The sequence below is a fragment of the Hymenobacter lutimineralis genome, from assembly GCF_008271285.1.
In the GTDB taxonomy this organism is placed as follows: domain Bacteria; phylum Bacteroidota; class Bacteroidia; order Cytophagales; family Hymenobacteraceae; genus Hymenobacter; species Hymenobacter lutimineralis.
Genome location: NZ_VTHL01000003.1, coordinates 171439 through 193869, shown reverse-complemented (window position 1 = coordinate 193869; position 22431 = coordinate 171439). Strand labels below are relative to the sequence as shown.

Here is a 22431-nt window from a genome sequence, read left to right as displayed (position 1 = left end):
ACTATCCCACTACTTCAGGTAGTTGGGTCCTATGAAAAGCCTGTTCCCCTGCTTGTTGGCCGGGTACTGGGTAGGGAGCAGTTACCAGGGATTTATATGAATTTACTTTCAGCTTCCCTGCTTACTTTCAGATGGTGAACTTGCTCTGCACTTGTTGGCTCGTGTGATATGGGATGCACGTCTGCTGGCATTCAAAGCACGTATTTCGGCCTCTGGGCATATCGAGCCTAACTAGCCAGTGAAACCGCGCAGACTGGCGCCGCGTCCCCTGCCGTCGTGTCGGTCTGGGTATTTCCGCCCTCCCAGATACGCCGCATGGTCTGGTGCTGAAAGTCCTCGATAATCTTCGCGTAGAGCAGGGTGGTTTTGATGTTGGCGTGGCCCAGCACCTTCTGCAGCACCTCCACCGGCATACCCCGCATCAGCGACTGGGTAGCAAACGTGTGGCGCGCCGTGTGCATCGTCACCAGTTCCCATTTTTCCACGGCCCGCTTCAGCACCCGTCCACCCATCGTTTCCACCACTTCTACCAGCGCCGACAACCCCGCCAGCCGACAAATCCGCTTCAGCGCCCGGTTCATCACCTGGTTGGTCATCACCGGCAGCAGCCGAACCCGAGTACCCTCGTACTTGGCCAGCAGCGCCAGGGCCGGCGGGGTCAGGTAGATGCTCACGCCCGTGCGCGTCTTGGTCTGTATGAGCCGTAGCACCTTATTGCCTTGCCAGTCGTGCACGTTGCCCAAGTGGAGGTCGTGCAGGTCCGAGTAACGCAAGCCAGTGTAGCAACAGAACAAGAAGGCGTCCCGAACCCGCGTCAGCCCGGCCGGCAGGATAGCCGCTGCCACGGCCGCCAGCTCATCAACCGACAGCCACACCTTTTCCACTTGCTCCCATTCTACTTTGAGCTTCGACAGTTCCAAAGACAGCACCAGCCCCCGGCTTTCACGTGCCCACAGCAGAAAGGGCTTCAACCGCTTCACAAACCCCGCCACCGAGTTGTCGGCCAGTCCCCGTACCGAGCGCAGCCACCCAAGGAGTTCCTCATAGGCTGTCATATCAAAATCGGAGAGTAGCAGCGCCTCCTCCCGGCTCCCTATCCATTCTGTCAGCGTATTATGCACTGATCGGTAGGCCCGCACCGTATTAGCCGCAAACCCCAGCCCCGGCATCGCCACTACGTACTCACCGAAGAGGTCAGTCAGCTTGGGTGTAGGGGCCTCCGCCGCCACCGCCAAAGCCAGCTTAAGTTGGGCGGCCGTGACGGTGCCGTATTTCGTGCGAAGTTGGCTATAGGCCGTTTCTACGCGGTTTCGCAGTGCCTGGAGTCGTAAAGTCGCGTTGTCCAGGTCACCAAAGGACTTGCGGAACCAGCCGCTCTTGTCGTTCCACTCCGACGCCCGGCATTTTTCCTTGGTGGCGAGTCTAAGGCGCTGATTGTCAAAGGTAACAACCAGCCGAATCGTGTACCGGCCCTGGGCGTCGGGACGGTCGGCCCTGCGTTCATAGGAGGTATTCATGGGGGCAGATACCAGATTTGGGGGCAGGATTGGGGGCAGAACTCGCGCCCAGAGTCAAAAAAGAACGCCGGGAGCCGCTAACCAAAAACACCCTCAAAACCCTTTCAAGTATATTTTGAAAGCATTTTGAGGGCGTATAAACTGAGTCGCGCTCAGTATGGTGGTAGCCCCGGCGGGAATCGAACCCACATCAAAAGTTTAGGAAACTTCTATTCTATCCGTTGAACTACGGGGCCAAGCTACGCGCCGTTTGCAAAGTAACCGGAAAGTAAAGTGGAACCCAAACCTGCCGAAGCCCCCCCGCCGTATAGGCCCATATTTCTGCCTTCCCCTCCCGATTTCCTTTTCTATGGGCTTGCTTGATGAACTACGCACTGCCCGACGACTGGCCGGCCAACGCACCCGCACTGCCGTGCCGGAAACGGCGGCCCAGCCTGCCTTGCTTTTCATCCCCGATATCAGTGGTTTTACCCGGTTTATCGAAGAATCCGGCAACAACCAGGCCCCTTGGCTGATTGCCGACCTGCTGGAAATTCTCATCGAAGCCAACGTGCTGAACATGCAGGTAAACGAAATCCAGGGCGACGCCATCTTGTTCTACCGCCTGGGGCCACCGCCCACCATTGCCGAGCTGGCCAGCCAGTGCCGCCGCGTGTTCCTCGACTTCCAGAACTACCTGCGCATTATTGAGCGCGACACGGATTCGGCGCTGGCGGCCGTGGTGCGGGAGCATGCCCTCACACTCAAAATCATTGTGCACTACGGGCCGGTACACGTGGCCCGCATCCGGGAGCATACCAAGCTCATGGGCCGCGACGTGATAGTGGTGCACCGCCTGCTCAAAAACGACGTGGTAGGCAGTGAATACGTGCTGCTGTCGGCCGAGTATCTCGCTACGCAGCGTGCCGCCGCCATCCGTGCGGCCTTTCCCTGGACGCGGCTGCTGGCTGGCGTTACCAACTACCAGTACCTGGGCGACATTCACTACCAGTACGCCCACCTCACACCTTTGCGTCTGTTGTTACAAGGAGCAGAGCCCGGGCGCAGCAATGCTGTGCAGGTACGGCGGGTGCTGCCCGTATCGGCGGCCTACGCACTGCGCGTGGTAAGCAACCTGCGGCTGCGACCCAACTGGCTGCAGGGGACGCACAGCGTGCGGTACGACGTGAGCAAAAGCAACCGCCTGGGCAGCACCTACAACGTGGGCCTGAACCGCGGGCAGGTAGACTTTCAGGCCGTGCAGCACTTTGTGGGGGCCGAGCGACTGGAGTACGTGGAGAAGATTGCCCACTTCCGCATGTTTCCCAACTCTCTGCTTTTCTTCTTTCTGGAAGAAATATCCGATAAAGCCTGCCTCCTGACCCTGGAATTCCGGTACGGCCACGTAGCTGCCACCAGCCGTTTGGTGCGCTTTGGGCAGCTTCGGCGCCTGCACCGGTTTTTGGGGGCGTCGGTGCATGCGTTGGCGGCCCTGTGCCGCCAACTCACGCGCCCGGGCCCCGGGCCCACGCCGCCTAACCGCACAAAGCCCCGCATCTAATGCCACGGCCGGCCTCCTGCGCAGGAAGCCGGCCGTGGCGTTTGGCGGACTGCTCAATTACATTTTGTAGAGCAGCACGATACCGAAGGATATGGCCGTGAGAATAAGCCCGACCATGAAGATGGTGTAGCTGATGCGCAGCAACCGGTATTTGCGCGAGAGTACTTCCCCCAGGTAATAAATATCGGTTATCATGTTGGTGTACAGCAGGTCTTTGTCGCGCATCAACTCGTGCATCCCCGCCTGAAAGTTGTCGAGGGAAAGCGTGGTGAAATTGCCGAAGAACAGCAGGTTCACGCGGCGGTTGGTGGCAATCTGGGGGGAGCGGCGCAGCCACTTAAAGCTAGTCACATCGGGCTGGGCCGAGAGAATGGCCGTCACCACCGAGCCCAGGGCCGTAGCCACCAGCAAGCCCATGGGAATAGCCAGAATAGGGTTTTTGGTGAAGGCCGGGCCCACCTGGGAGGTCTTGGCGCCCAGGTACGTGATGATAACCGACAGCATCACCGTGTTCAGGCTGATCATCATGTTGGCCTTCTGATCGGCCATGCCGGAGAGCTGAATGTGCTGCCCGTAGGTGGCCCGAAACATCGTTTCGACGCCGCGCTTGCCCTCGGCGAAGTTCTCAACCTGCTGCTCCTCCTTCTTCTTGGCCTTTTTTTCCATCTTCTTGAGTAGCTCCCGCTGCTCCTTGATGTTGGCCTTGAACTGCTTGCGGTACCGCTCCTTGCCTGCCTCGGAGTAAAACTGCGCCGACGACAGAAAGTCCAGCTGGTACTCGGCCCAGTCGGGGTTGGAGTAGGTTTTGCCTTGGGTTGTTTCCCACTCGGTGCGCAGCAGTTCGGCGTTGCCGAAGAACTCCTCCCGGCCCATGCTGCTCATGTCGGCATCCACCATCAGCTGCTGTAGCTCGGTTGTGGGCTGCTCGTCGCGGTGGGTGGCTTTGATGAGGTCTTTGACGAGGGCAATCCGGTCGGCAGGGTACTGCTGCTGCTGCAGCCACTGCTCGGCCAGCTCCATGCTGCGAAACTCGTGCCCGTCGTACACTTCTATGTAGCCCGTATCGTGAAACCAGGCGGCCAGCTGCAGGGCCTCCAGGTCCGGGGCCGCAACGCCCGCCGCTTCGCCCAGGGCCGTAGCTTCCTTGGCAACGGTGCGGGTGTGGCGCGGCGAGTGGTACACCAGCTGCTTGGGAAGCTTTTCTTCGAGCAGGGCTTCCACGTAGGCTTTGGCCTGCTTGACAATTTCTGACTTAGGCTTTTTAACCGGGAGAGTATTGGGAGCTTCCATAAGTGAGGCGGGAAGGGCGAAGATAGCGGGGAGCTGCGGCCCGGGCAACGGGCCGTTCTTCCCGCCCTACAACGCGAATCGGGCGGGCAGGTTGTAAGCTCGGCAGCCCAACCGTAGGGCCCTGCTTTGCGTACGGCAGCCCACAGCCATCAACGTTGGAACTGCCGGGGCCGTATCCTGTCAGAAAGGCGCGTAGCGCTTGCCCCACGCCGGCTGTTTGCTGCCCGACGCATCATCTTTTGTTTATGAGAATACTTTCCGCCTTTTGTGGTCTGGCGCTGCTGCTTGTGGGTAGCGCGTCGTCGGCCTGGGCTCAGAAAACCCAAACGCCCCATCCTACGCGGCCCAACTACCGGGGAGCCGGCAAAAACTGGGAGCAGCAGACGCCACCCGACACGTCGCGCATCCGCTATTCCGTGTTTCTGATCGGGGACGTGGGTGCCCCCGCCCTCGACTCAGTGGGCGAGCCTTCCCTGAACTTTCTGCGGCGTCAGATTCTGCAGGCAGGCGCCCGCAGCACCACGGTGTTCCTCGGCGACAATATCTACGAGTACGGAATGCCCGAAACCAAGGCCCTGGACCGCAAAACGTCGGAGAAGCGCATCATCGCGCAGCTCAACACCATGCGCAACTACGCCGGCGAGAAGTACATGATTCCCGGCAACCACGACTGGAAGCAGGGCCTGAAAGGCAGCGTAGAACAAGTAAACCGCGAGCAGCAGTTTGTGGAGGACTTCATGCAGAAAGACTCGGCGGCCTTTGCCTACACTGGCGACTTTTTCATCCCCCGCGACGCCTGCCCCGGCCCGTTTGAGGTGCGCCTGCAGGACGACATCGTGCTGATTGCCATCAACTCGCAGTGGTTTCTGCAAACCAACGAGCGGCCCTACGGCAGCAACAGCGGCTGCGGGGTAGAAGACGAAACCGACTTCTTCTCCCAGCTCGAAGACGTGATTCGGCGCAATGCGGGCAAGAACATCATGGTGGTGGCGCACCACCCGCTGTACTCCGATGGCATCCACGGGGGCTACTTCACCCTGGCCGACCACTTCTTCCCACTCAGCATCGTGTACAAGTACGCGTTTGTGCCCCTACCTATCATTGGCAGCATCTACCCCTTCGCGCGCAAGTACGGCGGGGTCAGCCAGGACATTCCGCACCCACTCTACCAGCAGTATAAGAAGGGGTTGATGGATATCTTCAATAAATACCCCAACGTGGTGTACGCCGCCGGGCACGAGCACAACATTCAGTACTTCAAGGAAGGCAACCTGAGCCACATTGTCAGCGGCTCGGGCTGCAAAACCCAGCACGTGAAGCCCGGCGACGGGGGCGACGCCCTCTTCTCCGACAAGGAAAAAGGCTTTGCCCGCGTGAACTACTACAACAACGGCGAGGTGTGGGTGGAGTACTACGTGCCCGAAGACAAAGGCGAGAAAGGCCGCCTGGTCTTCCGCACGCCCATGTACGCCCAGCAAACGGCCGTGGTCGACAGCCTCGCCGATGCGGGCAAAGTAAACCGTCCTAGCTTCGGCGACAGCACCAAAACCCTGGCCGTGAACCCCCGATACGCCAAGCGCGGCGGCTTCCACAAAGCCCTGTTCGGGGAGCATTACCGGCAGGAGTGGGCCACGCCCGTAGAGTTTCCGGTGCTGGACCTGGCCACCGAGCGGGGCGGCCTCACCCCCTACAAAACCGGCGGGGGCAAGCAAACGGCTTCCCTGAAAGTGCGCAACGAGGAAGGCCGCCTCTATACCCTACGCAGCCTCAACAAAGACCCCGCCGCCGTGCTGCCCGAGGCCCTGCGCGAAACCGCCGCCAAGGACATTCTGCAGGACCAGATTTCGGCCCAGCACCCGTACGCTTCCTTTGTGATTCCCCCGCTGGCTACGGCCGCGGGCATCCTGCACACCAACCCCACGCCCGTCTACATCCCCCGCGACCCGCTCCTGGGGCCGTACGTGGACCGCTTTGCCGACATCCCGGCCGCTATTGAGGAAGATGCCAAGGACGACCAAAGCAACGTGGAAAGCCTGGGCAACGCCACCAACCTGGTAGGCACCGACAAAGTGCTGGAGCGCCTGCGCGATGACAACGACAACCGCGTCAACGAAAAAGCCTTTGCCCGTTCCCGCCTCTTCGATATGTGGATTGGCGACTGGGACCGGCACGAAGACCAGTGGCGCTGGGCTGAGCGCAAGGACAAGGACGGGGACCGGAAATTCACGGCCGTGCCCGAAGACCGCGACGTGGCTTTCTTCAAGGGCGACGGGCTGCTGCCCTACCTGGCTTCGCGCAAGTGGGCCATCCGCAACTTCCAGAACTTCGGCAAGGACTACGCCGACTACAAAGGCCTTAACCTGACCGCTCTGGCCAACGACCGGACCTTCCTGGCCTCAGTGAGCAAGGAAGACTGGGTAAAGATTGCCCAGGAAATGAAAGCCAGCCTCACCGACGCCGTTATCGACTCGGCGCTGCGCGACAACTGGGCGCCCCAGATCTACCGCCTGCACGGCCCCGAAATTGCCGCCAAGCTCAAGAGCCGCCGCGACCTGCTGCCCCAGCTGGCCGCCGACTACTACGAGGTGCTGGACAAAGTGGTGGAAGTGAAAGGCTCTGATAAGCGGGAGCAGTTTGAGGTGCAGCGCCTGCCCGGCAATAAAACCCGCGTCACGGTTACCAAAATCAACAAGGAAGGGGAACGGAGCAAGCAGCTCTTCGATAAGACCTTCGATGGCGATGTGACCAAGGACATCCGCATCTACGGCTTTGCCGGCAACGATGTGTACCGCGTCACGGGTGAGTCGAAAGGCGGGCCCGTGGTGCGTATCATCGGCGGTATTGAGCGCGACTCCATCACCGATAACTCCCGGGTAGGCGGCCTGCGCCACAAAACGCAGATCTACGACGCCGATACCAGCAACGTCATCAACGTGGGCAAGGAAGCCCGCCTGCGCTTGGAGCCCGGCACCGAGGTAAGCCGCTACGACCACCCCAGCCGCGCCGACCGCAAAGACTACAAGCTGCCTTATTTTGGTCCGGCCCTGTACTTCGGCTACAACATTGACGACGGCCTGTTTGTGGGTGGCGGCGCTACCTACCGCACCTATGGTTTCCGGCGGGAGCCTTTCGCCACGGAGCAAACTTTGGCTGCTAACTATGCGCCTAGCCGCCAGGCCTACAACGTGCGCTACACCGGCACCTTCACCGATGTATTTAGCGACTTGGATCTGCGCATTACCAGCCAGCTCTACGGCCCCCAGCTGCTGTACAACTACTTCGGCAAGGGCAATGACACCCGCAACGTGCTACTTGATTCCGACGATGAGCGCATCACCAACCGCGACATCAACGAAACCTACCGCATCCGCTTCTCACGCTTCAACTTCGCGCCGATGCTGGAGAAAGACGTCTTCAGCTTCCTGAAGTTCGGCTTTGGCCCGCAGTACGACCAGTGGCGCATTAGCCGGGAAGACCTGGGCCAGGAAATTCAGAACGGCATCGACGCAGGCTACACCGGCGCGGCGTCGGGCATCCGGCCTTCCGACTTCCAGAACAACCGCTACCTCGGGGGCAAGGCCTACCTGAACCTTGATGCCAGCTCCTCGCCCAAGAACCCGCGCATCGGGCTGCGCTGGTACAACTCGGCGGAGTACAACCGCCAGCTCAACGGCGAAAAGCTCCAGTACGGCCGCCTGGCCTCGGAAGTGCGCTTTTACCTTTCGCCCAACTTCCCCTTCCAGCTCACTTGGGCCGGCCGCATCGGGGCCAACCGCAACCTGGGCGACTACCGCTTCTACCAGGCCAACACCCTGGGGGGTACTACCAACCTGCGCGGCTACCGGCGCACCCGCTACGCTGGCCGCTCGTCGGTGTATGCCAACGGGGAAGTGCGCGTGCAGCTGTTCACTTTCAACGCGTACCTGGTGCCTGGCAAGTTCGGCATTCTGGGCCTGGCCGATGCGGCCCGCGTGTATAGCACCCAGGATGAGCGCACCGGCCTGAAAGCCTTCCACACGGCCGTAGGCGGTGGGGTGTGGGTAGACGTGCTCAAGCAGGCTGTCATCAATGCTACCTACTCCGTGGGCGAGGAAAACCTGGTTTTTGTGGGGTTTGATTTCCTGTTCTAACGCCCGCCGCTTCGGCTTCCTCGTACACCCCGCTACTCGTCGGCTCGCCTTTCTCGGCTTTACTTTCTCACGCACTATGGCTTTGCTTTCCACCACGTTGTTTAAGCCTCAGCAGGTATTACTTCCGCTCCTCACGGTTACGCTGCTGGTTGCTGGCTCACAGGCTGAAGCGCAGGTATACCCACCTCCGGCCCCAGCTAGTACCGATACAGCGGCGGCCGACCAGGTAGGCCGCGACCAAGAATTTGCCACGCCCTCAGTGGTAGGCATGGGCCCCAGCAAAGGCCTGGTGTTTCACTACGAGCGGATGCCGCGCTTCAACGTGTCGTCTGACAGCAAAGTAGGCACGGTTACAGACTACAAAGGCGAGGCCACCAAAAATGCCCGGCTCATTATCAAGGGCTACGTTCCACTGCTCAACCACCCGCATCTGAAGGTGGTGGTGGGCATCAACTATGAGCGGGAAGAGTTCCAGTTTGCGCCCCCGGCCAACTATCAGTTTTACCAGAATATCGAAGACAAAGGCCTGAAGGTACTAGGCGCCCAGCTGGCCGTTATCCGGCCCGTGAATACCGTGAACTGGTATTTGTTTCGGGTGAAGGGTGAGCTGAACGGCGACTACACATCCTCGGAGCTGGGCATCAAGGATTACCTGAAAGTATCCTCGGAATTTGTGTACGGCTGGAAGCGCAGCCCGCAGTTTTCCTGGGGCCTGGGCCTGCAGCTCGGCTATACCTTCGGACGGCAAAGCATCTACCCGGCCCTGCTCTACAACCGCACCTTCAACGATAAATGGGGCGTGGAAGCCCTGTTCCCGGCCCGCGTGACGGTGCGCCGCAACCTCTCCGACCGGTCCCTGCTTTTTGCGGGCTACTCCGTGGATGGTCTGAGCTACAACATCAAGCTGCGCGAGCCTATCACCAACGCAGAAGGCCAGCAGCTGCGCACCCTGGAGCTGCGCGAAACGGAAGTGCGCGGCCGCCTGCGCTGGGAGCGGGAAATCTACGACTTCCTCTGGTTTGGGGTAGAAGGCGGCTACCGCTACAACTACGCCTTCGACGCTTTTGACCGCAGCAACAATGACCGGCGCAAAATCATTGACTCCAAGCTGGCCAGCGCCCCCTACGCCAGCCTGGAGCTGTTCATCGTGCCCCCGCGCAAGTTCTTGAAAAAGACCCTCAACAAGTAAGCCCAACTGTATTGCCCTACTACGCAACCGCCCCGCCGACACATTGTCGGCGAGGCGGTTGCGTGAAAGCGAGGACCGGCTATCGGCGAGTGCTTCGCTTCTTCAGGTAGGCGTAGGTAGCCGTTTGCGCCTGTATGCGGGGCGCGGCGGCGTCATCCTGGCCAATGAAGTGGTTATGGAAGTCGCGGGACTTCACGTTGTCCTGGCGCTGCAGGTCCAGCAGGTCGCGCACTTCCTGGCGCACGGCGGGGTCGTAGAGGGGGAAGGCCACTTCCACGCGCCGGTCGAGGTTGCGCACCATCCAGTCGGCGGAGGCCACATACACCTTTTCCTCGCCGCCGTTGCCGAACACGTACACGCGGGCGTGCTCCAGGTAGCGGTCCACGAGGCCCCGCTGCTGCAGGTTCTCGCTTTGCCCTGGCACCTGCGGCACCGCGCACGAAATGCCCCGAATCAGCAGCTCCACCCGCACGCCAGCCTGGCTGGCATCGTAGAGGCGCTGAATCATGCTCTCGTCCTGCAGGGCGTTTAGCTTGAGAATGATGTAGGCATCCTTGCCGGCCTGGGCCTGGCGGATTTCTTCGTCGATGAGAGCTACCAGCTTTTCGCGCAGTTCGAAGGGGGCTACCAGCAAATGCTCGAACCCGGTTTGCGGCACCCGGTCCACGAAAAAGCGGAACACGCGCCCAACTTCGTGGGTGAGTCGCTCATCGGCGGTCAGCAGGGCGTGGTCGGCGTAGATTTCGCTGGTCACCTCGTTGAAGTTGCCGGTGCTGAGCATGGCGTACTGGCGGGAGCGGCCCTCTTCTACCCGGGTAATGAGCACCAGCTTGCTGTGCACTTTCAATTCCGGCACCCCGTAAATGACGTTGGCGCCAGCGCGCTGCAGCTTCTCGGCCCACTTGATGTTCGATTCTTCATCGAAGCGGGCCTTCAGCTCCACGACCACCGTCACCTGCTTACCGTTTTTCACGGCCTTGAGCAGGGCCTTGGCTACTTCACTCTTTTCGGCCACCCGGTACAGCGTAATGCTGATGGCAGACACGGCCGGATCCTGAGCGGCTTCGCGCAGCAGGCGCAGCACTAGGTCGTAGCTCTGGTAGGGAAAGTGCAACAGGTGGTCCTGCTGAGCAATAGCAGCTAGAAAGGAGCCAGTGCGCGGCAGGGTAGGATGCTTTAGCGGGGGCTGGGGCACATATTTCAGCTGCGTCAGGCCCAGGTCGGGAAAGCCGAAGAAGTCGCGGAAGTTGTGGTAGCGGCTGCCTTCTACCAGCTCACTGGCGTCGATGTTGGTTTTTTGCTGCACGGCCCGCAGCACCTCGCGGGGCATGGCCGGGTCGAAGAGCAGGCGGGCGGGGTAGCCGGTTTCGCGCTTCTGCAGGCTGCTCTTGATTTTGGCCAGCAGGTTGCCCGACACCTCCTCCTGAATATCCAGCTCAGCATCCCGGGAAATCTTGATGGCGTGCACCTGGACGCGGCCGAAGCGGGGAAACAGCCCCTGGGCGCAGCACCGGATAATGTCGTCCAGAAACATCACGTAGCGTTCCTCGCCCTGGTCGGGCAGGCGCACGAACCGGCCCCCGTGGCGCTTGGTGGGCAATTCCATCACCAGTACCCGCTCGTCGTCCTCGCCCTTCTTTTTCTGCAGGGGCTGCGTGAGGAAAAAGGTCAGGTACACGGTCTGATCTTTCAGGAACAGGTGGTGCAGGGTGTCGTCGAGGATGATGGGGGAAAGCAGGTCCTGCACATGGTCGCGGAAGTACTGCTGGGCCCACTGGCGCTGCTCGTCCGAAAGGTCGTGCTCGTTGATCAGGTGGATGTGCTGGGCGCGCAGCTCCGGCAGAATCTGGTTGCGGAACGTGTCGCCAAACTCCTGCTGCTGGCGGCCGACTTCGGCCAGCACGTGCTTGAGTTGCCGGGCCGGGTCTTCGCCCAGCTTGGCCAGGGTTTTCTTTTTCAGCTTCAGCAGGCGGCGGATGGTGGCCACGCGCACCTTGAAGTACTCATCCAGGTTAGACGAAAAAATGGCCAGGAACTTCAGCCGCTCCAGCAGGGGTACCTCGGGATTCTGAGCCTCCTGCAGTACGCGGTGATTAAACGAAAGCCAGCTCAGCTCCCGGTCCTGAAACCGGGGCAAAGTGGAAGTAGGCTGGTCACTCATAAAAAGCGAAATGTGGCGGGCTAGGTTAGCCCTTGTGGTTTTTGGGCGCGTCGAAGAAGTAGTACTCGGCGTTGGTGCGGTCGAGGTCCTGCCACCGGTCGATGCTGAACTTCAGGCACACGACGGCCGCCGTGGGCATTTCCGGAATGGGGCTCGGGGAAAGCAGGTTGGCAAAGTCCGTGATGGTGTTGTTGTGCCCCACCAGCAATGCCGACTCCGCCTCATCGGGAAAGGCGCGTACAATGGCCAGCAGTCCCAGCGGGTCGGCGCGGTAGATGAGCTCCTCCACCTGAATTTTCTCGTGAGGGTACTGCACTTCCTTGGCTACCAGGGCCGCCGTGCTCAGGGCCCGTACCGCCGTACTGCTAATGAGCAGATCCAGCTGAATCTGGCGCCCGGCCAGGGCCCGGCCCATAGTGGGGGCATCGTCGCGGCCCCGGTCGTTCAGGGGCCGGTCGTGGTCGGAAAGGTCGTCGAAGCTCCAGCTGGACTTCGCGTGGCGCATCAGGTACAAGGTTTTCATAAGCAGCAGGGAGGCGTGTCGCGCTTCTTTACTGTTGGCCTTGGCAAATGGTTTTCTCCCCGGCGAAAGAATGCCCCGAAAATAAAAAGACCCGCGTGGAGGCGGGTCTTTTCTGGGTGAGTGAGCTGTGGAATAGGGAGGCAATAAACCCCGTGCTGCAACAACGGGGCCGCTAAGAACGCAAATTCCCGCCGATAAAAATACGGGGGGCTAACAAAAAGCGAATTTTCGCATTTCGGGTAAGCTCGGCTATTGCTCGTCTTCCCAGGCCGCCCCGGTCTGGCCCGGAAACCGCTGGGCATGCAGGGCGCTGATGTGGCGCACCAGCAGGGCCCGCAGCTCATCGATATTGGTGCGCTCCTTGGCCGAAATGAAGATAACCGGGTCGTGAAGCTTAGCCATGTAGGTTGCCTGCAGCTGCTCCAGCGTGGGCCGGGGCACGTGGTCTTCGTCGGGGTTCATGCCCTCAAAGCCCTCGTGCGGCTCGGTGCTGGCTTCGGTGTTGTACTGGTCAATTTTGTTGAAGACGAGCAGCATGGGCTTATCGGCCGCGCCAATGTCCTTGAGTGTGTCGTTGACGACGGCAATGTGGTCTTCGAAGGCCGGGTGGGCAATGTCCACCACGTGCACCAGCAGGTCGGCTTCCCGAATTTCGTCCAGTGTGCTTTTGAAGCTTTCAATCAGCCGGGTGGGCAGCTTGCGGATAAACCCAACGGTATCGGAAAGCAGGAAGGGCGTGTTCTCCAGCACCACTTTGCGCACGGTGGAGTCGACGGTGGCGAAGAGCTTGTTTTCGGCAAACACGTCGGCGCGGCTCAGCAGGTTCATGAGGGTGCTCTTGCCCACGTTGGTGTAGCCCACCAGGGCCACCCGCACAATGCCCGTGCGCGACTTGCGCTGGGTCTGGCTTTGCTTGTCCAGCTCCTTGAGGCGTTCTTTCAGGAAGTCAATTCGCTCCCGCACTACCCGACGGTCAGTTTCAATTTCCGTTTCCCCCGGGCCCCGCTGGCTGACGCCGCCCCCGCGCTGCTTGTCCAAGTGCGTCCAGAGGCCGGTGAGGCGGGGCAGCAGGTACTGGTACTGGGCCAGCTCCACCTGCGTGCGGGCCGTGGCCGACTTGGCCCGGCTGGCGAAAATGTCAATGATGAGCAGGGAGCGGTCCACGATTTTCACCTGCAGCTCGGCTTCCAGGTTGCGGAGCTGGGAGGGCGAGAGGTCATCATCGAAAATAACCATGCTGGCCCCGCTGTGCTGCACGTAGGCCTTGATTTCCTCGAGCTTGCCTTCGCCTACAAACGTGCGGATATCGGGCTTTTCGAGGCGCTGCACGAAGCGCTTGGTCACGACGGCACCGGCGGTTTCGGTGAGAAAGGCCAGCTCATCGAGGTATTCCTGAGTGAGGGCATCGGCTTGGCGCTTGTCGGGCACGGCCACCAGCACGGCCGTTTCCTGCTGCTGGGCGGTTTCGTAGGTGGCGTCTTTATTGCCCTGGGCCAGAATACGGCCGGCGCGGCCTTTGGCAGTATCTACAGCGCCGGGGTGGCGGGTGCTATTTTGGCGACGTTTGGAGGCGGGTTTATTGGCCATATGCGTGCGGGAGGGTTTAGGGAAAGAGGTGAGCGGGTACTACGAACGAGGACAGGGCGGCTGCCGGAGCAGAGTTACTGCAGGGTAAGTGAGTAGGCTGCTACCTGCTCAATCTGCTCTGGGCTAAGCTGATTTTTAAAGGCAGGCATGTTGCCGAGCCCGTTCGTCACCATGTACACGCGTCCGGCCTGATTCAGGTTGCTTTTGGTGAGGTCGTGGGCCCCATTCAAGCCGCGTTTGCCGTCGGAGCCGTGGCAGAGCGCGCAGTTCTGCTCAAATAAAGCCTTGCCGGGCGGCATAACAGCCGCCGTGGTATCGGTGGACGTCTGGTAGCCCGGCTCCTGCCCCTGGCAGGCGCCCAGCAGCCCCATGCTCAAAAGCAGCAGCCAGGAAGTGCGGGAGAAGAGAATCATCATGACGGGAAACAACGTAAGGCGGCGCAAAGTAACCGAAACAATGCGGCAAGGCCGGGCAGCCCGCCGCCAACGCCTACCTTTGCCGTCCGAACTTTCCTTTGCTGCATGCGCGTCGCTATTGTTATCAACACCTCCTGGAATATCTGGAATTTCCGTCGTAGCCTGGTAAAAGCCCTGCAGGCCGCAGGCCACGAAGTGCTGGCCATAGCTCCGCCCGACGATTATTCGGCGCGCCTGGAAACCGAGCTGGGCTGCCGCTACGTGCCCATTCTGATGGAAAACAAGGGCACCAATCCCGTAAAGGATGCCCTGCTTACGCGGCAGTTCTACCAGGTATACCGCCGCGAGAAGCCCGATGTGGTGCTGCAGTACACCATCAAGCCCAACATCTACGGCACCCTGGCTGCCCGGCTGGCCGGTATTCCCAGCGTCAACAACGTCTCGGGGCTGGGCACGGTATTTATCGTGAAAAACCTGGTGAGCAAGGTAGCCCTGGGCTTGTACCGCTTTGCCTTCCGCTACCCGCACCGCGTATTTTTCCAGAACGATGACGACCGGCAGCTGTTCCTGCAGCACGGCCTCGTGCAGGCCCGCATCACCGACCTGCTGCCCGGTTCCGGCATCGATACCCGGAAGTTTCAGCCGGCCCCCGTATTCCAGCGTCAGCAGCCCTTCACCTTCCTGATGATTGCGCGGGTGCTCTACGAAAAGGGCGTGGAAGAGTATTTCGAAGCCGCCCGCCGGGTGCGGGAGGCCATGCCCGGCACCCGCATTCAGCTGCTTGGGGGCATCGATGAGAGCGGGGGAGTGGGCGTGAAGCGGGCCGTATTTGAGCAGTGGCTGCAGGCTGGCAACGTGGAGTACCTGGGCACTTCCGACAACGTAGCTGCCCACATTGCCCAGGCCGACTGCGTGGTGCTGCCTTCCTACCGCGAGGGCACGCCCAAAACCCTGCTCGAAGCCGCCGCTATGGGCAAGCCCATCGTCACGACGGATGTGCCGGGCTGCCGCGAAACCGTGGAGGACGGCGTCAACGGGTTCCTCTGCGAAGTGCGCAACGGCGCCGACCTGGCTGAGAAGATGCTGCAGGTGCAGGGGCTGCCGGATGCGCAGCTGGCCGAAATGGGCCGCGCCAGCCGCCAGCTGGCCGAAGAGAAATTCGACGAGCGGATTGTACTGGAAAAGTACCTGCGCGTGGTGGCGGAAATAGGCTCGCGCCGCAAGGCCTGAAGCCGTTTCCTGTTTGGCCTTTTCTCATCTTTGCGACCTACACTTTCTTGCGCATGGAAATCAAGTATCACGCTCTGGCCGGCATAATCGAACTAACTCCGCGGCTGTTTACCGACGCCCGCGGTTCCTTTTTCGAATCGTTTAATGCCCGGCGCTTTGCTGAGGTCGGCATAGAAGGCGACTGGGTGCAGGATAACCAGTCCCTCTCGTCGCGGGGAGTGTTGCGGGGCCTGCATTTCCAGCGCCCACCCTACGCCCAGGCCAAGCTCCTGCGTGTGGCCTCAGGCCGCGTGCTGGACGTGACGGTGGACTTGCGCCGCAACTCGCCCACCTACGGGCAGCACCTGAGCGTGGAGCTGGACGCGGAGCGCTGCAATATGCTGTACGTGCCCGTCGGCTTTGCCCACGGTTTCCTCACCTTGGCCGACAACACCCGCTTCATCTACAAGTGCAGCGACTATTATCAGCCTTCCGCCGAAGGTGGCCTGCGCTGGAACGACCCCACGCTGGGCATTAGCTGGGGCCTGGAGGAGCCGGTGGTTTCCGAGAAAGACGAAGTACTGCCCTTCCTGCGCGACTTCGAAAGCCCGTTTTAGTTCCGAGGGAGAACCACGAAAAGGAACCACGGATTCGCGCGGATTTTTCGGATTTCACAGATTTTGTGGACGATTAAGACAATCTGTTTGTCATCCTGAGCACAGCGAAGGACCTTCTCACGGCTGCGTTAGTACCGAGCCCCTTTTTCTGGCGTGAGAAGGGCCTTCGCTGTGCTCAGGATGACAGGTTATAAAGCAAAAAGCCTCGCAGACTGCGAGGCTTTTTTATTACCAGCTGAATCATACACAAAATCCGAAAAATCCGCGCGAATCCGTGGTTCTAGCTACAGCAGCTCTACCAGCGTTTCCAGACCCATGCCGCGGGAGCCTTTCACCAGAATCTGCTGTCCCGCGGGCGTGTTGTGCTGCAGCCAGGCGGCCGCTTCCGCTTTGGTCGGAAAATGATGAAACCCGGGCCGGCGGGCGGCCGCCATTTCGGGGCCACACAGCACTACCGAGCCGAACCCGTAGCCGGCGAGCTGCTCGCCAATGGCGTGGTGCTCGGCGTGGCTTTCGGTACCCAGCTCGAACATGTCGCCCAGGATAACCATTTTGCTGGCGGCGCTGCCGGGGCGGCCGGCAAAGCTGGCCAGGGCCGCCGCCATCGACGAGGGGTTGGCGTTGTAGGCGTCCAGCACCAGCTCGTTGTGGGCGGTGCGCACCAGCTGGGAGCGGTTATTATCGGGGGCGTAGCCAGCCAGGGCTGCCGCAATATCGGCCGTAGGCACGCCAAAATGTGCTCCCACGGCGGCGGCGGCAGCCAGGTTCAGGAAGTTGTAGCCCCCATTAATCTGCGCTTCCACGTGCGTGCCATCGAAGAGCCGGAACACCACGTGCGGGGCCGCGCTGAGCAGCTCGGCGGGATATTGGTCGGTGGGGGCGGGGTAGGTAATACGCTGGGGAACCACCTGCGCGCGGGCGGCCACCTGGGCATCGGCGGTATTCACGAAAGCCGTGCCGGTGTGGTTTGCTAGATAATTCCACATTTCGCCCTTGCCCTTGGCTACGCCCTCCACCCCGCCAAAGCCTTCGAGGTGGGCCTTGCCCATGTTGGTAATCAGCCCGTGCGTGGGTTCGGCCAAAGTGCACAGCAGGGCTATTTCGCCTTGGTGGTTGGCGCCCATTTCCACAATAGCCAGCTCGTGCTCCTGCAGTCGGATGCTGAGCAGGGTGAGGGGCACGCCAATGTGGTTGTTGAGGTTGCCGCGCGTGTACTGCACCCGGTAGCGCCGGCTGAGTACACTATGCAGCAATTCCTTGGTGGTCGTCTTGCCGTTGGAGCCCGTAATAGCCAGCACCGGCCCCGTAAACTGCCGGCGGTGCTCCAGCGCCAGCTCCTGCAGCGCCACCAGCGGGTCGGGGGCGAAGGTGTAGCGGTCGGGGTCGGAGGCGGCCAGCGCCGCGTCGTCCACCACCGCAAACCTAGCCCCCTTGGCTAGCGCCTGGGGAGCGAAGTCGCGGCCCCGGAAATTAGGCCCGTTGAGGGCGACGAACAGCGTGCCGTTTTGGGGCTGCCGCGAGTCGGTGCTCACGGCCGAGCTAGCCAGAAAACGAGAATAAAGGGCGGTAGGCGCAGACATAGAACGTAAGGGTGTTAACTTCCGGCAACGCAGTGCTGTTTGCTGCTAAACTGCCTTCTGACATGATGCGACGCGTAAAACGAGGGGTGGTGACCGGGCTCTTAAGCCTGGGCGCACTGGGCGTGCAGGCCCAAGAGCTTGGGAGCTGGGGCCTGGAGTACCAGCCCCTGGCAAAAGTAGTACACGGCACCCAGACGCTATCCATGCCCTGGGCCGGTGGCTTTAATGCCCCGCAGTTCTCGGCCATCGACTTAAACCAGGATGGGCAGAACGACCTGTTTGCGTTTGACCGCATGAGCAACCGGGTGTCTACCTACCTGCGCGTGGCCGATGCGGCCGGCAAGCTCAGCTGGCAGTACGCGCCCCAGTACGAAGCCCTTTTTCCCGCCGACTTGCGCAACTGGGCCCTGCTCCGCGACTACGACTGCGACGGGCGCCCCGATTTATTTACCCACGCCAACGGGGGCGATATTCGCGTCTACCGTCAGGAAACTGATGCGCGCGGGCAGCTGACGTTTAAGCTCGCGAGCAGCCAGCTGCAGTTCTACAACACGCCCAACAACAGCGGCAATATCTTCGCCAGTGCCTACGACATCCCCGCCATCGATGACATTGACGGGGACGGCAAGCTGGATTTGCTGATGCTGGACTTTGTGCTGGGCACGACCCTGACGTGGTACCGCAACGTGAGTCCCACCTGCGGTGGGCTCGACTTCCGGTTAGAAACCAACTACTGGGGCCGCCTCAGCACTTGCTTTGCTTCCTGCACCGGCTTTGCCTTCAACGCCCAGTGCCGGGCCGCGGCCCCCCAGCATACGGGCGGCGCTTTTTTCGCGACGCTCGACCTGGATGGGGACGGTGACCGGGACCTGCTTACCAGCCGCGACCAGTGCCCGGAGCTGGTGAGTTTGCGCAACGACGGCACGGCCACCCAGGCGCTGATGCAGGCGGCAGGCCTGAGCACACAGTTTCCCCCGGGCACTACTCCGGTCCGGCTGCCCAATTTTCCCGGCGCTTACTACCTTGACGTGACGTTTGATGGCCTGCCCGATTTGCTGCTTTCCCCTACGCTGCCCGATAATGCCGACCAGATAAGGCTGCGGGAAACGACGTGGCTTTACGAAAATACGGGCACGGCTACTATACCGGCATTTACGTACCGGCAGGCTGATTTTCTGCAGGGGCAGATGGTGGACGTAAGTGAGGCCGCCGCTCCTACTTTCCTGGATGTGGATGGTGACGGGCTGCTGGATTTGCTGGTCGCCAACGGGGGCGACGCACCCACCGCGGGCACGTACCGGTCGGCGCTGCACTACTACCACAACGATGGCACCGCCACCGAACCGGCTTTTACCTTGGTTTCGGAGGACTACTTGGAACTGGCGGCCAAAGGCCTGCTCCACCTGAAACCAACCGTAGCCGACCTCAACCGCGACGGCGCCGCCGACCTGGCCTTCGGGGCTTCGCAGGGAGGCACAGGCCGGGTGTGGTACCTGCTCAACCAGGCCGCTGCGGGGCAGCCGGTGCGCTTTGAAGTAGCCCAGCTGCAGGAGCTGCCGGGCGTGGGCACCCTATTGGCGCCCGCCCCCACCTTTGCCGACCTGAACGGCGACCAGTACCCCGACCTGCTCCTGGGTACAAACGAGGCCACGGGCGCAGGCTCCCTGCGCTACTACCCCCAGGTGCCCGGCGCCGCCACGCTGCAATTCACGCTGATGGACGACGATTTTGGGGAGGTGCGAAACCCCGATGGTAACCGCCCTACCAACCTGCAGCCCCTGCTCACGGACCTGGACAAGGATGGCAAGCTGGACCTGCTAACCACCGACAACTTCGGGCAGGTGCGCTTCTTTGCGGATATCACCAGTCAGGCCTCGCCCTTTGATGGCCTCACCGATTTATTCTATCAGCCCCTCACGCAGCAGTACGGAGCAGCTCGACTGGGCACCTCGGCCAACCTGCACCTGGGCCTGGCCGCCGCCGACCTCACTGGCGACCAGCAGCCCGAGCTGCTCATCGGCTTGCAGGAAGGCGGGCTGCAAAGCTTCCGGGTGCGCCGCGAAACGGAAACGGCCGTGCGCTCTCCTCGCGCCACGTTCAGCTTTCAGGTGTACCCGGTGCCCGCCACCGACCGGGCCACCGTGGAAACCCCGCTGCCCACGCGCCTGACGGTGCTGGACCTAACGGGGCGCGTGGTGCTGACCAGCTCCCAGCCGGGCCGGGCCCATCAGCTAAATCTGCAAGGCTTAGCCAAGGGAGTGTACGTAGTGCGCGCCGAAGGCATCAACGGGCAGCTGGCTACCCGCCGCCTGGTGGTGCGCTAGCCTCAGGGATGAATGGTAAACCGGTCGGCATCCTGCAGGGCCGGGAAGCGGCGGCGGTAGGCCTCCAGCTCACTGCGGCGCAGGGTGCGGGTAATGCTGGTTTCGTGGTTGCCTACTTCTACCAGATACTCGCCTTTCATATCCAGTAGGGCCGAGTCGCCGGCATACAGCTGACCGTGGATGTCGAGGCCCACGCAGTTAACCCCCAGGGTATATGCCAGGTTTTCGATGGCCCGGGCGCGCAGCAGCGTCATCCAGGCCGTGCGCCGGGCGGCGGGCCAGTTGGCCATGTACAGCAGCAGGTCGTAGGGAGCATCGGCGTTGTTGCGGCTCCAAACCGGGAAGCGCAGGTCGTAGCAGATAAGCGGGCGGATGCGCCAGCCCCGCCACTCTTCCACCAGCTGGCTGGTGCCGGGCGTGTAGGTGTCCTGCTCGCGGGCGAAGGTGAACAGGTGGTGCTTGTCGTAGTGGCTGTAGCTGCCATCGGGACGCACCCAGAACAAGCGGTTGTAAAACCGGTCGGCTTCCCGCACCATCAGGCTGCCGGTTACCACGGCATCGTGCTGGGCCGCTACCTCCCGCATCCAGGCCAGGCTGGGCCCTTCTACCGGCTCGGCCAGCGTAGCCGCTTCCATGCTGAAACCTGTGCTGAACATTTCGGGCAGCACAATCAAGTCCGAAGACAAGGAAAGCTGGCTTAGCAGGCGGGAAAGCTCAGCCCGGTTAGCTTCCGGCTGGTGCCATTGAAGCGCGGCCTGAACAAAGGAAACGGTTAGATCCGACACGGTAGAGGAGAGGTTGAGCGAGAACGGAAGCTGTACGGCGGCCTGCTTTAGAAAAGATGCAGGGTGGCCCTGGTCAGCCAGACAACGGTGTGTAAGCGTGGCGTAGGTGCTTCAAGGTACAGGGCACAAGGAAGATAACAAAGCCCGGCCGGCTAGTTTATCAGGAAAGAGCTGCCTCGCGTAGCCGCTGAGCTGCCTGGCGTAGCGTTTCGTCTTCTTTGGCAAAGCAAAAGCGAATGAGGCCGGCATCCTGCCCGTCGTGGTAAAAGGCCGATACTGGCACTACAGCCACGCCAACTTCCGTGGTAAGGCGGCGGGCAAACTCCACGTCGGGCAAGGCTGAAATCCGGTGGTAGCGGGCCAGCTGGAAATAGGCGCCCGGCACCGGCAGCAGGTCGAAGCCCGTTTCCCGCAGCAGCTCCGCAAACAGGTCCCGCTTGGCCTGGTAGAAAGCGGGCAGGGCCTGGAAATGGGCGGCCTCCGCCAGCACATCGGCCAGGGCATGCTGGGTGGGCGTGCTCACGGCGAAGGTGAGAAACTGATGAACGCGGCGCACCTCGGCGGTAAGCGCAGGGGGGGCAATGCAGTAGCCCACTTTCCAGCCCGTAGCGTGGTAGGTCTTGCCAAACGACGACAGTACAAAGCTGCGCTCGGCCAGCTGTGGATGCTGCAGGGCACTGCGGTGCGGCTGCCCGTCGAAAACCATGTGCTCATACACCTCATCCGACAGCACCAGGGTGTTGGTGGGCGCCAGCAGCCCGGCCAGCGTGTCCCAATCCTGCTCCGTAAGCACCGCACCGCTGGGGTTGTGCGGGGTGTTGAGCATAATGAGCCGGGTGCGGGGCGAAAGGGCCGCGGCCACCAGGTCCCAGTCGGGGCGGAAGTCGGTGGCGCGCAGGGGTACGTACACCGGCTTTCCGCCCTGCAGCCGGATGGCGGGGCCGTACAAATCATACGCCGGCTCCAGCACCAGTACCTCGTCGCCGGGGTGCACTACGGCCGCCAGCACGGCATACAAGGCCTCGGTAGCGCCGCTGGTGATGGTAATTTCCGTGTTGGGGTTGGGCGCGGGCACGCCGTATACCAGCGCCGTTTTGTGGCTGATGGCCTCGCGCAGGCGGGGCAGACCGGGCATGGGCGCATACTGTTGGTGGCCCGGGGTGGTGGCGTGGCGGGCTAGGGCTTCGCGCAGTACCAGGGGCGGGTCGTAGTCGGGAAAGCCCTGGGCCAGGTTGATGGCCTCATGCTCCTGGGCCAGCTGCGACATCACCGAAAAGATACTGGTGCCCACGTCGGGCAGCTTGGAGGCAAGAGCAGGAGTAGGCATAGGGGCCGGCGGCAAAGTCAGAGTTGGGGACTAATCTACGCTGAAGCCGGCTTTCACGCTGCTTCTGGACAACCCCTGCCGGGAGTGAGCCGGTTCCGCACGACGAGGGAGCCGGCTGCGCAGGGCGAGTAAGCGGCTTGCTCACCGTGCAGAACCGGGGCAGCGGTGGGTGTGCCCGCTGCTGCGGAACCAAAGCCCGTGCGTTGCGGCAGGCCTGCCCCATACCTACTACCCCA

15 protein-coding genes and 1 tRNA gene are annotated in these 22431 nt (G+C 61.6%); 6 read left to right on the top strand and 10 right to left on the bottom strand.

Annotated elements, in window-relative coordinates; translation table 11 throughout:
- Nucleotides 1-227 precede the first annotated feature (227 nt).
- Entirely contained in the window at nt 228-1517 is a 1290-nt protein-coding gene (locus FY528_RS04790) for a site-specific integrase (RefSeq protein ID WP_149069856.1), read from the bottom strand.
- 161 nt (nt 1518-1678) lie between these two features.
- Nucleotides 1679-1753 (bottom strand) — tRNA-Arg (locus FY528_RS04785).
- 113 nt (nt 1754-1866) lie between these two features.
- Here FY528_RS04785 and FY528_RS04780 point away from each other — a divergent pair.
- Nucleotides 1867-3057 (top strand): DUF2652 domain-containing protein, encoded by a 1191-nt coding sequence (locus tag FY528_RS04780; protein WP_149069855.1) that lies wholly within the window; start codon nt 1867-1869, stop codon nt 3055-3057.
- A gap of 57 nt (nt 3058-3114) precedes the next feature.
- Here the strand turns inward: FY528_RS04780 and FY528_RS04775 are convergent, their stop codons facing one another.
- Complete coding sequence (locus tag FY528_RS04775; RefSeq protein ID WP_149069854.1) at nt 3115-4347, bottom strand: Pycsar system effector family protein; 1233 nt, start codon at nt 4345-4347, stop codon at nt 3115-3117.
- 245 nt (nt 4348-4592) lie between these two features.
- Here FY528_RS04775 and FY528_RS04770 point away from each other — a divergent pair, with 245 nt between their 5' ends.
- Both FY528_RS04770 and FY528_RS04765 read left to right on the top strand, forming a co-directional pair.
- A complete protein-coding gene (locus FY528_RS04770) occupies nt 4593-8477 on the top strand; it encodes a metallophosphoesterase (RefSeq protein ID WP_262383903.1) in 3885 nt (1294 codons plus the stop codon).
- Nucleotides 8478-8553: 76 nt separating this feature from the next.
- Nucleotides 8554-9666, top strand: a complete 1113-nt coding sequence (locus tag FY528_RS04765; RefSeq protein WP_149069853.1) for a DUF6268 family outer membrane beta-barrel protein — start codon at nt 8554-8556, stop codon at nt 9664-9666.
- A 79-nt stretch (nt 9667-9745) separates the two neighbouring features.
- On the opposite strand, the gene ppk1 is transcribed toward FY528_RS04765, so the two are convergent.
- The 4 genes from ppk1 to FY528_RS04745 all read right to left on the bottom strand — a co-directional run bounded on the left by ppk1 (nt 9746) and on the right by FY528_RS04745 (nt 14353).
- The gene (gene ppk1 / locus FY528_RS04760) at nt 9746-11827 is read right to left on the bottom strand and encodes a polyphosphate kinase 1 (protein ID WP_149069852.1); all 2082 of its coding nucleotides are present in this window, start codon (nt 11825-11827) and stop codon (nt 9746-9748) included.
- A 25-nt stretch (nt 11828-11852) separates the two neighbouring features.
- Nucleotides 11853-12350 (bottom strand): SixA phosphatase family protein, encoded by a 498-nt coding sequence (locus FY528_RS04755; protein ID WP_149069851.1) that lies wholly within the window; start codon nt 12348-12350, stop codon nt 11853-11855.
- A gap of 249 nt (nt 12351-12599) precedes the next feature.
- Nucleotides 12600-13937, bottom strand: a complete 1338-nt coding sequence (gene hflX, locus FY528_RS04750; RefSeq protein ID WP_149069850.1) for a GTPase HflX — start codon at nt 13935-13937, stop codon at nt 12600-12602.
- Nucleotides 13938-14011: 74 nt separating this feature from the next.
- Nucleotides 14012-14353 (bottom strand): c-type cytochrome, encoded by a 342-nt coding sequence (locus tag FY528_RS04745; protein WP_149069849.1) that lies wholly within the window; start codon nt 14351-14353, stop codon nt 14012-14014.
- A 105-nt stretch (nt 14354-14458) separates the two neighbouring features.
- Here FY528_RS04745 and FY528_RS04740 point away from each other — a divergent pair, with 105 nt between their 5' ends.
- On the top strand, nt 14459-15583 hold the full coding sequence (locus tag FY528_RS04740) for a glycosyltransferase family 4 protein (RefSeq protein WP_149069848.1): 1125 nt from the start codon (nt 14459-14461) through the stop codon (nt 15581-15583).
- 53 nt (nt 15584-15636) lie between these two features.
- Nucleotides 15637-16179, top strand: a complete 543-nt coding sequence (rfbC, locus tag FY528_RS04735) for a dTDP-4-dehydrorhamnose 3,5-epimerase (protein WP_149069847.1) — start codon at nt 15637-15639, stop codon at nt 16177-16179.
- A 284-nt stretch (nt 16180-16463) separates the two neighbouring features.
- Here rfbC and FY528_RS04730 read toward each other — a convergent pair whose 3' ends face one another.
- Entirely contained in the window at nt 16464-17759 is a 1296-nt protein-coding gene (locus FY528_RS04730; RefSeq protein WP_149069846.1) for a UDP-N-acetylmuramoyl-tripeptide--D-alanyl-D-alanine ligase, read from the bottom strand.
- 62 nt (nt 17760-17821) lie between these two features.
- Here FY528_RS04730 and FY528_RS04725 point away from each other — a divergent pair, with 62 nt between their 5' ends.
- Nucleotides 17822-20083, top strand: a complete 2262-nt coding sequence (locus FY528_RS04725) for an FG-GAP-like repeat-containing protein (RefSeq protein ID WP_149069845.1) — start codon at nt 17822-17824, stop codon at nt 20081-20083.
- Nucleotides 20084-20085: 2 nt separating this feature from the next.
- Here FY528_RS04725 and FY528_RS04720 read toward each other — a convergent pair whose 3' ends face one another.
- Together FY528_RS04720 and FY528_RS04715 are read right to left on the bottom strand one after the other, a co-directional pair.
- The gene (locus tag FY528_RS04720; protein ID WP_149069844.1) at nt 20086-20868 is read right to left on the bottom strand and encodes an amidohydrolase; all 783 of its coding nucleotides are present in this window, start codon (nt 20866-20868) and stop codon (nt 20086-20088) included.
- A 160-nt stretch (nt 20869-21028) separates the two neighbouring features.
- Nucleotides 21029-22195, bottom strand: coding sequence for a methionine aminotransferase (locus FY528_RS04715; RefSeq protein ID WP_149069843.1), 1167 nt, complete (start codon nt 22193-22195; stop codon nt 21029-21031).
- Nucleotides 22196-22431: the final 236 nt, after the last annotated feature.